The 13,771-nt window shown below is 65.9% G+C and carries 9 protein-coding genes; 2 read left to right on the top strand and 7 right to left on the bottom strand.

Translation table 11 applies throughout. The features are described from left to right. The first annotated feature begins 22 nt into the window (after window positions 1-22). Window positions 23-1,501 (top strand): type VII secretion protein EccB, encoded by a 1,479-nt coding sequence (eccB, locus tag OHB26_RS06530; RefSeq protein WP_330183324.1) that lies wholly within the window; start codon window positions 23-25, stop codon window positions 1,499-1,501. A 47-nt stretch (window positions 1,502-1,548) separates the two neighbouring features. Here the strand turns inward: eccB and mycP are convergent, their stop codons facing one another. Further along, window positions 1,549-2,979 carry a type VII secretion-associated serine protease mycosin gene (mycP, locus tag OHB26_RS06525; protein ID WP_330183323.1) on the bottom strand — a complete coding sequence of 477 codons (1,431 nt, stop codon included), beginning with the start codon at window positions 2,977-2,979 and terminating at the stop codon, window positions 1,549-1,551. 73 nt (window positions 2,980-3,052) lie between these two features. Continuing rightward, window positions 3,053-4,540: a type VII secretion integral membrane protein EccD gene (eccD, locus tag OHB26_RS06520; protein WP_442942868.1), complete on the bottom strand. Its 1,488-nt coding sequence runs from the start codon at window positions 4,538-4,540 to the stop codon at window positions 3,053-3,055. An 87-nt stretch (window positions 4,541-4,627) separates the two neighbouring features. Here eccD and eccCa point away from each other — a divergent pair, with 87 nt between their 5' ends. Then, on the top strand, window positions 4,628-8,647 hold the full coding sequence (gene eccCa / locus OHB26_RS06515) for a type VII secretion protein EccCa (RefSeq protein WP_330183321.1): 4,020 nt from the start codon (window positions 4,628-4,630) through the stop codon (window positions 8,645-8,647). Between the two features lie 159 nt (window positions 8,648-8,806). Here the strand turns inward: eccCa and OHB26_RS06510 are convergent, their stop codons facing one another. From OHB26_RS06510 to OHB26_RS06490, 5 genes are all read right to left on the bottom strand, one after another. Further along, complete coding sequence (locus OHB26_RS06510; protein WP_330183320.1) at window positions 8,807-9,109, bottom strand: WXG100 family type VII secretion target; 303 nt, start codon at window positions 9,107-9,109, stop codon at window positions 8,807-8,809. A gap of 46 nt (window positions 9,110-9,155) precedes the next feature. Beyond that, window positions 9,156-9,485, bottom strand: a complete 330-nt coding sequence (locus OHB26_RS06505; RefSeq protein WP_330183319.1) for a WXG100 family type VII secretion target — start codon at window positions 9,483-9,485, stop codon at window positions 9,156-9,158. A gap of 164 nt (window positions 9,486-9,649) precedes the next feature. Further along, entirely contained in the window at window positions 9,650-10,861 is a 1,212-nt protein-coding gene (locus OHB26_RS06500) for a DUF7373 family lipoprotein (RefSeq protein ID WP_330183318.1), read from the bottom strand. Window positions 10,862-10,877: 16 nt separating this feature from the next. Then, on the bottom strand, window positions 10,878-12,095 hold the full coding sequence (locus tag OHB26_RS06495) for a DUF7373 family lipoprotein (protein ID WP_330183317.1): 1,218 nt from the start codon (window positions 12,093-12,095) through the stop codon (window positions 10,878-10,880). A gap of 33 nt (window positions 12,096-12,128) precedes the next feature. Then, window positions 12,129-13,694 (bottom strand): serine/threonine-protein kinase, encoded by a 1,566-nt coding sequence (locus OHB26_RS06490; RefSeq protein WP_330183316.1) that lies wholly within the window; start codon window positions 13,692-13,694, stop codon window positions 12,129-12,131. Window positions 13,695-13,771 lie beyond the last annotated feature (77 nt).

Genomic DNA, 13,771 nt, shown 5'->3' with positions numbered 1-13,771 from the left:
AATCACTGGTCGGGGGAGTTTTATGCCTTCAAAACCGACGACGCGATGGCAGGTCAGCGGCTATCGCTTCCTGGTTCGCCGCATGGAACACGCCCTGGTCCGCAGGGACGTGCGAATGCTGCACGACCCGATGCGCTCGCAGTCCCGGGCATTCAGCGTCGGACTCATCCTGGCGTGTGTCGCACTGGCGGGTTGCGGGGTGCTTGCTCTACTGCGACCGCAGGACAAGATCGGGTCGAACAAGATCCTCATCGGCAAGGACACCGGGGCCGTCTACGTGGTCATCGACAATGTGGTGCATCCGGCGCTGAATCTGTCCTCGGCGCGGCTGGCGGCGGGGGAGGCGGCCAAACCGGCGACGGTGAAGGAGTCCGAGCTCGGCAAGAAGCCGCGCGGACAGCTCATCGGCATTCCGGGCGCACCCGCCACCCTGAACTTCGAATCCGCGAGCAATGGCCGCGGTTGGACCGTCTGCGATGTGCTGGCCAATGACGGCAGCCGGACACTCACCACGTCGGTGCTCGCCGGTGACCCGGAGCTGGGGGAGAAGGCCGCGGCGCTGGAGTCCGGGAAGGCGCTGCTGGTGCAGGGGCGCGACCACACCTATCTGATCTACGACAATCACCGCGCGCAGGTGGATATGAACGATCGCGCGGTGGTGGACGCCCTCGATATTCGCGGGCATACCCCGCGGCCCATCAGCGAGGGCCTGCTCGACGCGATTCCCGAGGTGCTGCCGATCGTGCCCCCGCAGATCGCGAATGCCGGTGCCGCGCCGAACTATTCGATCGGTGACCATCGGATCGCGGATGTGGTGCAGGTGCGCACCGACAGCCGGAACTATGTGGTGCTGGCCGATGGATTACAGCCGGTGTCGCCGTTGACGGCCGATATCGTGCGCAATGCGTATCGGTCCACGGCCGCCGATGATCACATCGCGCAGGCGGATCGCACCGGCGCACCGGTCTCCTCGGCGCTGCCGGTCTCGGACTATCCCGATAAGGCGCCCGGCATTGTGGAGGGCAAGGATCAACCCGTCGACTGCCTGGCCTGGCAGCCGGTCGGCGCCGCCGACAAGGCGGACGGCAGCAAGCATGCGGACCTGACGGTGCTCACCGGCCACGCCGTGCCGATCCCGGATCGTGCCCGGCTGGTGCCGCTCGCCCAGGCCGATGGCAATGGGCCGGAAGTGGATTCGTATTACATGAAGCCCGGTGCGGGCGCGTATGTACAGACCACCGGGCTGGAGCCGGACAGTCAGCGGCGGGACAGCCTGTTCTTCATCTCCGATTACGGTGTGCGCTACGGCATCAGGGATCTCGAGGCCGCGAAAGCGCTCGGTATGGACCCGGAGTCGGTTCGACCCGAACCTGCGCCCTGGCCGATCGTCGGACTGCTGGCCGCCGGGCCGACGCTGAGTCGGGAGGCGGCCATGGTGGCGCATGACGGGGTCGCACCCGATCCGAATCCGGCGGGGGAACCGGTCAAATCGCAGAACTGAGTTGGTGTGTGGATCCCGGCCACAAGCATGCCGGGATGACGGGGAAGTCAGTCGTCGGAGTGCATTCCGAACCTGCGGCGCAGGGGGAATGACGCCAGGAAGCCCAAAACCAGGAGTAGACCGACGATTCCGGTGCCGATGAGCGCCACATCGCGGGCGGTGTTGTCGGGCGCTTCGGGCTCGGCGGGGAGCGGGAGTTGCTTATCCCTGGCGGCGCTGGGTTGTTTGGGCGGGAGATCCTTGGGCACCTCGGCGGTGAGGGCGGCGACGGGATCGACAGCGCCGTAACCGATATAGGGATTCCAACCCTCGCCGGGCGCGTGCGCGGTGGCCTCGATGCGCTCGATGACCTCGTGGGCGGGCATATCCGGGAAGCGTGAACGCAGCAGTGCCGCAACGCCGGAGACGTACGGCGCCGCGAAACTCGTTCCGCTGTACCGGTTCACCTGACCCTGATTGGTGAATTTCGCCGTGGTGAGCCCCGGTCCGCGCGGATCCAGGGAGATGACATCCTCACCCGGTGCGGCCACACCGACCCACGGCCCGGGAACCGTGAATTTGGACGGCTGGCCGAAGGCGTCGATGGAGCCCACCGAGAGTACGTACTCGTCCCACCAGGCCGGGGCCACATACGAGGTGATGCGGTTCCAGAGATCGGCGTTCGGATGCAGCGGGTCGATACCGGGATTGCTCGCCTTACAGGTGTCGGTATTGCCCGCCGAGGTGACTATGACGACGTCCTTCTCCACCGCCGCGTACCGCACCGCCGCGCCGAGCATGCCCATCTCGGTGCTCTCGGGTTCCTTTGTGGGACAGGCCACCAGGGAGATATTGATGACGCGCGCCCCGGCATCGGCGGCGCGCCGGATGGCCGAGGCGAGTGCGGAGATCTTGCCGTAGCCGTCCGGGAAATCGTCCGGGCCTTTGTCTCGGCTCGCACCCTCGACCTGATAGAGGGCGCTGGTCTGTCGGATGGTCATGATCCGCGCCTCCGGGGCGACACCCGCGAAGCCCTGGCCCGGTTCCTGTTCCGCGGCAATGAGTCCGGCGACGATCGTGCCGTGCGCATCGCAGTCCTCGGTGCCGCCACCGGAATTGGCGACGTAGTCCCCGCCGGGAATGAGGCCGGGCAGGCGGGGATGCGGCGAAACGCCCGTGTCGATGACCGCCACCAATTGTCCTGCGCCGCGGGAGAATCGCCAGGCGTGCTCCAGGTCCAGGGCACGCTGGGTCGGTGGAATCGTCGGGCCGTCCCCGCCCGCCTGGGTACTGACGCACGGGGAGTTGGCGGGATGCTCGGTCTTGCTCGGCGGGGCCGCGGGTCCACCCGGCGGCAACAGTCCGGGATTGATGGCGGGTGGCCGATCCGCCCGTGCCGCACCGGGTTCCACGCCCGGGCCGAATGACGCCAGCGCGGCCAAGGCGCTGCCCGCGGCGATGACACGCAGACCCTTGGCCCGGAAACCGTTGGTGGTCACCGCGCTATCCGTGCCCGCCGTATGATATCGCCGGGGCTGCCGAACTGTCCGGTGCGTGTACGACCGTCATGCTTCACAATCCGCGGACCAGTGAGTAGAGGTCCGTCACCCAGAATGCCAGCGGTACCACGGCGGCCACGAAAGCGTATTCGAGGAGTTCGACCGCCCGGCGCATAGGCGGGGTGGCCTGCTGGCGCGGGACGATGATGCCCAGCACCAGCGCCGACACCAACAGCACCAGGGCCGCGCCGAAGATGGTGAGCGGCTGGCTGATCAGGAATGCCGCGCCGCCCAGCAGGATCAGCAGGATGGCTGAACCACCGGCGATGAGCACCACGGCCTGCTCGGCGCCCGCGTAGGTGCGGCTGCGGAACATGAGTACGGCCGCGCAGACCAGGGCGAGGGCCAGACCGGGCCAGTACACGCTGTCGGCGTTCGGATCGGTCGCGGCGAGCGCGCCCGCGACCACCACGAGCGTGGTGGCGGCGACCAAGCCGGCCAGATATTCGCGTGCCCGTTCGGATTTGGTGCGCAGCGCGTCCAGGCTCGGCAGGGCGCGGTGGTCGTCCGGATCGTCCTCGGTGGGGTCGATCGGGGTACCCGGTGCGGGCACCGGCGGCAGCGGCAGTTTGGCCAGCAGCATGGAAAGCCTTGGGGCCAGTGACAATCCGGCCAGGCCGAGCGCGGCCGCGCCCGCGCCGATGGCCTTGGTCGGCAGGTGCGTGAGCAGCCCCACCAGGGTCGCCGGGATGAGATACACCGAGAGGGTGGTCGCGCCGATGAACAGTCCCGGGCCGACACCGCTCACCCGCCAGGCGAGAATGGCTGTCGCACCGGCCAATACGGCTCCGAGTAGCAGATTGGCCCAGCCGTGGTGATCGGGCACGAACAGCATGCCCGCGCTGAACGCGGCGGGTAAAGAACAGCCGCCGAGCACGAGAGCGCTCGCGGTATCGCCGTATATGCGGCCGAGCACCATGCTCGCCACCACCAGCAGTAGCGCCACGAAGAGCGCGACGGTGCCACTCACCCAGCCGGGCACCGCATCCGGTGCGGCCAGCAGACCGAGACAGCCGGTCAGCATGGTCAGCACCGCGAGCACCGAACCGGTCAGGCGCGCGGTACGGGGCGTCCAGCCGCGGAAGTGGTCGGCGTCGGCAATGGCGACGTTGTACATGATGTCGTCGAAGAGCGGGGTGGGCGCGGTGTGCTCGGCGCTCTCCAGCATGAGCAGCTCACCATCGCGCACACCCTGTTCGGCCAGGCTCAGCGAATTGGAGAGCGGCGGCTGCCCGATCCGGGCCAGCACCCACTCGTGTGCTTCGAACTGTTCGCCGTCATTGTCGAAGTCATTGGCGAGGCTGTGCTGGGCGACCATATCGACCACGCTGGGAATGACCAGGGCGACCGGCACATCCAGTGGAATGGCCATATCGACCTGGGTGTGCTTGGCGAGCAGGGTGACGCGGGCCAGATCCGGCGCGCGGACCAGTCCGCGAGCGTCGTCGATATGTGTCACGCTGGCGCCCCCAAACGGTTCGGTGCGATACCCGGTCCGCATAAATGCTGACCAGACTGTACGGCATCGAGGTCGCTGGCCGTACACTGAGCCCGCAATCCTGACCTTCGATGGGGGCCTCAGCACGCGATGAGCACCGTCCGTTTCCAGCGCCGTCCACGCCGGGAGATTCCGCGCTCACCGGGCGGCGAGGTGACGCTGCAGCCGCCGCCGGAGATTCCACGCAACATTCCAGCGAACCTTTTCGGCAAGCTCATGCCGGTGGTCATGGGCGTCGGCATGCTGGGCATGGTCGCGCTCATGTTCACCTCGGGCAGCGGTATCGCCAGCAATCCGATGAGCCTGATGTTCCCGATGATGATGGTCTTCTCCATGATCGGGATGTACGCGGGTCAAGGTGGTAAAGGGCAGAAGGCCGCCGAGGCGAACGAGGATCGTAAGGACTATCTGCGCTACCTGGATCAGGTGCGCCGCGATGTCGAGGAGACCGCCGGGCAGCAGCGGGCCGCGGTCGAGTGGAGTCATCCCGAACCCGGGCTCATCTGGATGCTCGCGGGTACCACTCGCATGTGGGAGCGACGCCCCGGCGACAAGGATTTCTGCCATGCCCGCATCGGCCTCGGCAGTCAGCGCCTGGCCACCCGGCTGGTGGCCCCGGAGACCGGTCCGGTGGAGGAGCTGGAGCCGATAGCTGCGGTATCGCTGAGGCGCTTCGTCAGGACCCATTCGACGGTCCCGGACCTGCCCACCGCGCTCGCCGTGAAGGGCTTCGCCAGCGTGCAGCTCACCGGGGACCGGGCACAGGCCCGCGAGATGACGCGGGCAATGCTACTGCAGCTGGCCATGTTCCACGGCCCGGATCAGGTACTTATAGCGGTCGTCTGTGGACCCGACACCGCTCGCGAATGGGAATGGGCGAAATGGCTGCCGCACACCCAGCATCCGGATTCCCAGGACGGCGTCGGCAGCGAGCGCATGGTGTACGGATCGATTCGAGAGGCGCACGCCGGACTGGCTCCGCTGCTCCACAACCGGGTGCGGTATTCGCGCAATCAGCCGCCGAATCCGAATCTGGTGCAGATCGTGCTGGTGGTTGACGGCGGACTGCTGGAATCCGAGGAAGATCCCCTGCGGGAGAACGGATTCGAAGGCGTCACCGTGGTCGACCTGAGCGGCTACGCGCCGCGATTGGCCGCCTCGCGCGGGATTCAGATGCTGGTGGAGAACGGTGAGTGCGCCGGGCGCGGGCCGTCCGGGGTCATGGAGCGGTTCGCGGTCATCGATCGGATCACCGCGCGCGAGGCCGAACAGGCGGCGCGACGGCTCGCACCGTACCGGGCCGCGGTACAGCGGGCCGGGGAATCGAGTGGTGAAGAGGGCGAGGTCATTTCGAGCTGGTCGCAGCTGCTCGGACTCGGCGATATCGGCACCTTCAATCCCGAGAGCGCCTGGCAGCCGCGGTACGGGCGCGAACGCCTGCGGGTGCCGTTCGGTGTCGGCGCGGACGGGCTGCCGGTGGTGCTCGACATCAAGGAGGCCGCCGAGGGCGGTATGGGGCCGCACGGACTGTGTATCGGTGCGACCGGCTCGGGTAAATCGGAGTTCCTTCGGACCCTGGTGCTTTCGCTCATTGCCACGCACTCGCCGGATCAGCTCAATTTCGTGCTGGTGGACTTCAAGGGTGGTGCGACCTTCCTCGGATTGGAGGGAGTCGCGCATGTGGCGGCCATTATCACCAACCTGGAGGAAGAGGCCGATCTCGTCGAGCGTATGCGCGACGCGCTCGCCGGTGAGATGAACCGCAGACAGGAAGTACTGCGCGCGGCGGGCAATTTCGCCAATGTCTCCGAGTACGAGAAGGCGCGCGCGGCGGGGGCGGATCTCGATCCCATGCCCGCGCTCTTCGTGGTGCTGGACGAATTCTCCGAATTGCTCTCCCAGCACCCGGATTTCGCTGAACTCTTCACCATGATCGGGCGGCTGGGACGGTCACTGCATGTGCATCTGCTGCTGGCGTCACAGCGGTTGGAGGAGGGGCGGCTCAAGGGGCTGGAGAGCCATCTCTCCTATCGGATCGGATTGAAAACGTTCTCCGCCAATGAATCCCGGCAGGTCTTGGGTGTTCCGGACGCCTACAACCTGCCCGGTAATCCGGGTGGCGGATACCTCAAGTCCGACTCCGGGGAGATCGTGCGCTTCCAATCCGCGTACGTATCCGGGCCGTATGTCGGTGTCGGGTCGCACCGGGAACTCGCCGAGGACGCCGTCGACGGCGATATCGATGTCATCGCACGACCTTTCACCGCCACCCATGTGGATTTCCGTGCGCAGGACCGGATTCCGCTGCCGGTGCAGCTCGGCGAGGTGGAGCAGCCGCCGGAGGCCGACCAGGTCTCCAATCTGCAGATGCTGGTGTCCCGGGTGCGCGAGCACGGGCGTGCGGCGCACGAAATCTGGCTGCCGCCACTGGATGACGCGCCCACGCTGGATCAGCTGGTACCGCGCTCGGTGCTCACGGGGGATTGGAATCCCATTGCCACCCTGCGCGCGCCCATCGGCATTGTGGACCGACCCTATGACCAGCGGCGCGATCCGATGGTCGTGGACCTGTCCGGATCGCGCGGCAATGTCGCGGTGGTCGGCGGTCCGCAGTCGGGCAAATCGACGGCCTTGCGGTCGCTGGTCATGGGAATGTCGTTGACGCACACCGCCGAACAGGCGCAGTTCTATCTGCTCGACTTCGGTGGCGGCACGCTCGTCGGCCTGGAAGGGCTGCCGCACGTCGGCACCGTCGCCAGCCGGATGGAGGGGGACAAGGTACGGCGCACGGTCGCCGAAATGGTGACCATCGTGCGGCAGCGGGAGGCGCGATTCCGGCAACTCGGCATCGAATCCATGGCTGAATTCCGGAGATTGCGATCCCTGGAGCCGGGGACCGGCTCGGCCGCGCAGGGGGCACAGGAGGATCCGTTCGGGGACGCCTTCCTGGTGATCGACGGGTACGGCACCTTCCGGCAGGAGTTCGAGGCCCTGGAGCAGACGGTCATGAACCTTGCGGTGCAAGGACTTTCGTACGGTGTGCACGTGGTGATCTCGCTGGCGCGCTGGCCGGAGGCGCGGCCCGCGCTCAAGGACCAGATCGGTACGCGGATCGAACTGCGGCTCGGTGACCCGATGGACTCGGATCTGGGGCGTAAGTTCGCGGCACTGGTTCCGCAGGGGCGGCCCGGTCGCGGTATGACCGCGGATCTGCTGCATATGCTCACCGCGCTGCCGCGCGCGGACGGTGACCCGAATCCGACGACACTGGGAATCGGTGTGGCACATGCTGTTTCAGAGATCTCCGAGCGGACGCCCGGACGCCACGCACCGCGCGTGCGCATGCTGCCCGAGCGGCTGCCGCGGGAAGAACTGCTCGCGCTGGCGGGGGCCGAATCGGTCGATCCGAGTCAGCCCACGCTGCGGTTCCCGATCGGTATCAACGAATCCGAGCTGGCCCCGGTGTATCTGGACTTCGCGACCAGCCCGCACTTCGTGGTCATCGGTGATTCGGAGAGCGGTAAGACCACGCTGCTGCGCTCGATGGTCCAGTCGATCTGCGCGAACAACACCCCTGATCAGGCTCGCATCATCATGGGCGACTATCGGCGCACCATGCTCGGCACCGTTCCGGACGGGTATCTGGCCGGATACGGTTCCACCGCACCGCAATTCACCCGGCAGATGAGCGACCTCGCAGCCTACGTCACCCAGCGCATGCCCGGCCCGGATGTCACGCCCCAGCAGCTGCGGGACCGCTCCTGGTGGAAGGGGCCCGAGCTGTACGTCATCGTCGACGATTACGACCTGGTCGCCACCGCCAGCGGCAATCCCCTGCACGCACTCGTCGATCACCTCGCGCACGCCCGCGACCTCGGATTCCATCTGATCATCGCGAGGCGCTCCGGTGGTGCGGGCCGGGCGCTCTACGAGGCCACGATGAACCGCATGAAGGAACTCAACTCGGCGGCGCTGATCATGAGTGCCAGCCGCGAGGAGGGCATCCTCTTCGGCAACACCCGGCCGTCGCTCATGCCTCCGGGCCGCGGTACCTACGTCACACGCTCCGGCGAGGACCTCATCCAATTGGGTTGGCTGCCACCCGCCTGAGGTGTGTATCCCGGCCGAAAGCTTGCCGGGACGACGGGGGACTGTCCCGGGCCGACGCCCTCGGACGGACGGGCGGCCACGTCCCCAACCCCTATTCCGCAAAGCGCTCCCCGGCAATACTGCCGGGGAGCGCCTTGGGTTTGTTCTGGTGAACTCGACTCAGAACAGGCCCGCGAGGGCGATGTCCTTGGCCTGGAGTTCGGCATTGCCGGTGCGGACCAGGGTGCCCGCACCCGAGAGGGTGGTATTGAGCTGGGCCACGTGGGTGTTCCACATGCGCTGCATATCGGCGAAGGCCTCGTTGGTCGAGCCCTTCCAATTGTTGGTGACGAACTCCTCCACGCTGCGGTGGAAGGCTTCGAGCTGGTCGCGAATGTGCTCGGCACGGCGGATGACGGAGTTGGCGCCGTCGGCGACGCCTTCGAAGTGGGCGGAGATGACCTGGCCGTTGGCTGCTGCCATTGTGGTGTCCTTTGTCGTCAGGAGAGGGTGAGGGCCGGACCGGGCGCTAGACCGGGGGCAGATCGAGGCTGGAGACCTGCGCGTTGATCTGCGACTTGTAGTCCTGGTCGTGGTCTTCGTACTGCGAGCCGACCTTGATCAGATTCTCGGCGGTCTGCATCAACTTGTCGTTGAGCTTGTCGGCCTGGAAGTAGTACCGCTCCATGAAGGCGTTGAAGGCGTCCCGCGCCCCACCCTGCCAGTTCGAGCCGACCGTCATATTGTCCTCATCGCGCTTGAGATCGGCGATGGCGTGCATGAGCATGTCGTGGGTCTTCTTGAACTCCTGGGCCTTGGCCTGGATGAGCTCATTACTGGCTTCGAATGCACCGGCCACGGTGCCTCCTTTCGAGTATGTACAGCACACTGCGCGGGCTGGGAGACCTCTACAACCTGATTAGACGGAAGTCACGACCCGGCGGTTCCACCCCTGTTACAGCAATTCGCCAGCACACTACCCAAGGATTGGTCTCTCTGACCAGTGCGTACGTCACACGGGGGTTACCAAGTGCTGTTCGCCAATAATGCGTACTGGGCGTTCGCCCGCTGATGTACATCGCTCAACTGGTCGCCCTCCACGGTCGCCATGTACCGGCCGTATGTCACCGCGCACCGGTAGCGCTTCGTGGAGTAATCGTCCTTTATGGGACTTTCTCCGCATTTGGCATTCGGCAGTGCCGTAGGCGCGTCCGCCGCATCGGGATAGGTCTGGTCGAGAATCACCCCGGCGAGTGCGATCGCCGCCCGCTCATCGCGGGTGCGATAGAGCATCGACCTGTTCGACATATCCATGCTGAGGGCGAAACGGTCCATACCGTTGTCCTTCATGATGCGCGTCCAATGTCCCTGATCCGCTATCTGATTCAGGAATCCGCGCGTTTCGGAGACGAACTGACTGCTGATATCCGGCATTCCGATGCCATTGGGGTTCAAGGTGCGCCGCATCATGCCGTCCGGGTCGTACGGCAGCCGCAGCGCGCCCTCCTTGCTCAACGGCGGCAACCCGTCCAGTAGGGCCAGCTGGACGTCGTACACCCGCTCGCTGAGCGCGGTCAGCTGCGCGGTATCGGGGCTGTTCACACCCACCATCAGGTTGACCACGTAGCTGCCGTGTGCCAGCGTGGAACCCATGGTGGGCACGTCCGGCCGCCAATGCGCGTGTGCCGCCGGGTATTTCGTGAGGGTGAGGGGTTGATTGACATCGGCGGCGAAAGCGAAATCCGCCGCGTCCAATTCCGCCGCCGCCTTGGTGGCCGCCGCCCCATCGGGGAACTGGATGACGGTCAGCGCGGTGAAGGTGATGTTCTCGGGGATCTTTCCGTTCTTACCGCGCGGCTTCTCCGCGTTACTGGCGGAGACGCCGAACAGCATGCCATTCGCATCCAATACCGGTAGCGCGGTTTTGGCGAGATTGGTGCCGCCATCGGAATGCAGGAAGGCCTTCATCCCGGTGCCATAACCCAGCTTCGCATCGATCTCCGGGCCGGTCGCCACATGATCGGCGAGTCGCATGGCCGCCAGATTCAGTCCCATTCCCAGATCCGGGTAATAGGTGTAGCGCTCTTCGAGCGGGGCCGTGGAGTATTTGCCGACATCCAGTGTCCGCACGTCGATTTCAGCCGGTTGTGCGGTGCCACCGATACCGGATCCGCAACCGGCCGCCGTGAATAGGGCGAGCAGCAGCGCGGCTCCGCGAATTCCCCTGGTACGCATTACCGTTACCCCCGTTTCAGTGCGCATTGACCAGAATGGCGTATTGCGCGGCAATCCGCTGCTGTGCGTCCAATAATTGATTCGCCGACACCTCGGCAGCGAAGCGGCCGTAGGAGACGTAGCAGTAGTGGCTGATCGCGCCGAAGGCAGGTCCGGTGTATTTGCGGCACTTGGCATTCGGCAGATTGGGTGGCGAGGCCACCGGCCGGAACAGGCGCGAGGTCGCGCTGTGCGCCTCGACGATCTTGGCGGCTCCGGCCGCATCACGGGCCCGGTAGATGTAATTGCCCTTCCATGCCACCCGGTCCACGCCCGCCTCGTCGAAGAGCTTTTCCTCGTCCGCGCCCTGTACGACCTGGAGTCCGCCGTGCCGGTCGTAGACGCCCGGTATCCCTGCCTGCGCCGAGTCGGCGAGCACGGTGGGCAGTGCGCGGGCCAGGACGCCGTCCGGGTCCACCGGGATATCCATCAGCTTGTCCTGGGGTGTGGCCGGGAATTTCGCGATGGCGGGCGGTATGACATCCAGGCTGCGCTGCACGCGGGTGACCAGTTTCGGCAGATCCCGTTCCTTGATCTCGCCCATGACGCTGTCGTATACGTAGGTGAGAATCACGAATCTGCCGGTGGCGTACCAGGATCGGAGCGGGCCGCCGTCCTTCGGCTCGGCTAGTGCGTAGGCCGCCGGATACTTGTCGATCGGCACCCGTTGCGCGCCGGGCGTGCTGTCGAAGTCGGCTTGACCGAGCGCGGGTGCGGCCGCCGCCGCGGACTGCTCATCGGTGAAGAGCAGGACCAGATTCTCCAACTCGTAGGCGAGACTGATCTTTTCGTCGGATTTACCGCTGGTGACGAAGCCGCTCATGAATCCCGGTGCGGCCGCCCGCAATACGGCCGGATCGGTGTCGAGCCGATTGTGTATGGCGGCCGATCCGAAATCGATGAAGGTGCGGACGGTTACGCTCATCGTCTGCGCGGGATACTTCACCTCCGGATCGACCTCCGACGGCAGCGGTATGTAGCCGGCCAGCCGCAGCGCCTCCATCAACTTCGCGTGTTCGATACTGACCGGCTTGTCGTAGAACTTGGGCTGGGTGGTCTGATTGCCCACATCGAGGCTGGCCAGATCCACCACTGGATCGGCCGGTGCGGTCGCGGAATCCGATCCGCACGCGGCGGTCAGTGCGACCGCCACCGTCAGCGCGGCGGTTAGCGCCGTGCGGCATAGCCTTCCCATATTTCCCCTCCCCAGCCCGTCTCCGGGCTCTCCTTACTTGATTCGGTTGTGCAGCACCGGAACCAATTTGTTCAGCAGAATCTGTTCCGATTCCGGCGACCAATCGCGCATGGCGGCGACCGCTGCCGGATCGTCCAGCGGTATCACGATGGCGCGCGAGCTGGTGATCGGACCGGGCAGTCCCAGTAGGCCACCGCCCCCGGCCTTCTCATCACTGCGGACCGCGACGATATAGGAATCGTCGGTAACCGTCAGGTCGCTGTAGCCGTACGCCGGGCGTGGTGAGGGCTCGTCGCCCTTGGGCTGGTACTGCACGTTGTAGACGAAGCCGAGTGCCTCGATGAACTTCGCCTGTTCGGTTCCGGCGAGATAGATGGAGTACTTGCTGGAGACCGATTGCTGGTTGGCGACATCGACCAGGGTGATGGTCTTGCCCTCGAAGGCCGGATTATCGCCGCGTGCCTCGGGGATCGACGGCGGGCCGTTGTTCGCGGTGCTGGTGACGGCGGCAGCGGTCGGTGTGGAAGGCGTGTCGGAGTGGTTGCCGCGCAGGACCGCGGCGCTGATACCGACCGCCAGCGCCACCACGACACCCGCCGCTGCCAACCCGAGATAGCGGCCCCGGTGGCGCCTATCACCCCCGTTCGGATCGGAAGAGGTTGTGCGACTTGTTATCTCACCCGCGGCACCGAGTATGGCGGGCGAGGCGACCTGAAGCGGGTAGGTCGGCGAGGTGGTGGTGGACACCGGATTGAATCCGGGCGTCAGCGCATTGGCCGCCGCATCGGTGAATTCCCTTGAGCTGCCGTAGCGTTCGGCCGGGTTCTTGGCCAGGCCGCGCGCGAAGACGTGATCCAGCGCCACGGGTAGCTGCGGATTCACCTCCGTCGCACGCGGTGGCGGTTCGTGCAGATGCCCCATCATGACCAGCGCGGGTTGTGTTCCCGGATAGGGGTTTCGGCCGGTCACCAGCTTGAAGAAGGAGCACGCCAGGCTGTAGATATCGGCGCGATGATCGAGCGGCTCACCGGAGAGCTGCTCGGGTGGGGCGTAGGCGATGGTGGCGACGAAACTGCCGGTCTGGGTGAGTTCGGTGGTGTCGTCGGTGGATTTGGCGACACCGAAATCGGCCAGCAGCGCGCGCTCGTCCTCACCGTCGGCGCTGGAGAGCAGGAAATTCGCGGGTTTGATATCGCGGTGCAGCAGGCCTTTTCGATGCGCGTAGTCCAGGCCGCGCCCGACCTGGGTGACAATGCTCAGTGCGCGCAGCGGATTCATGGCCGCGGGATCGTTCTTCAGCTCGGCGGAGGCGTCGGTACCGGGCACGTACTGCATGGCGATCCACAGCTGACCGTTCTCCTCGCCGCGATTGTGCACCGCGACGATATTCGGATGATCGAGTCCGGCAACCAGATTCGCCTCGCGTTCGAAGCGCCGACGGAACTCCTGATCGCGGGACAGATCCGCGGAGAGCACCTTGAGCGCGTCCATACGCGGCAGGCTCGGATGCTTGGCGAGGTAGACCGTGCCCATTCCGCCGGAGCCCAGGACCCGCTCGATCCGGTAGCCGCCGACGATGGTGCCCGGACTCATCGCCATGGCTGGATCTCCCCCTGATCTTGGTGCACTACTGCAAGCGGAGCTTACTTGCGCGCGTCGCTCGAGCGCGCGGTCGG

This window comes from Nocardia sp. NBC_01503 (assembly GCF_036327755.1).
In the GTDB taxonomy this organism is placed as follows: domain Bacteria; phylum Actinomycetota; class Actinomycetes; order Mycobacteriales; family Mycobacteriaceae; genus Nocardia.
Note: the sequence above shows the minus strand (reverse complement) of the source record. Positions and strands in the feature narration are given on the sequence as shown.

Coding starts and splice junctions, on each gene's coding strand:
- eccB (WP_330183324.1), top strand. CDS start 23: ATGCCTTCAAAACCGACGACGCGATGGCAGGTCAGCGGCTATCGCTTC.
- eccD (WP_442942868.1), bottom strand. CDS start 4,540: ATGCGGACCGGGTATCGCACCGAACCGTTTGGGGGCGCCAGCGTGACA.
- eccCa (WP_330183321.1), top strand. CDS start 4,628: ATGAGCACCGTCCGTTTCCAGCGCCGTCCACGCCGGGAGATTCCGCGC.
- OHB26_RS06510 (WP_330183320.1), bottom strand. CDS start 9,109: ATGGCAGCAGCCAACGGCCAGGTCATCTCCGCCCACTTCGAAGGCGTC.
- OHB26_RS06500 (WP_330183318.1), bottom strand. CDS start 10,861: ATGCGTACCAGGGGAATTCGCGGAGCCGCGCTGCTGCTCGCCCTATTC.
- OHB26_RS06495 (WP_330183317.1), bottom strand. CDS start 12,095: ATGGGAAGGCTATGCCGCACGGCGCTAACCGCCGCGCTGACGGTGGCG.
- OHB26_RS06490 (WP_330183316.1), bottom strand. CDS start 13,694: ATGGCGATGAGTCCGGGCACCATCGTCGGCGGCTACCGGATCGAGCGG.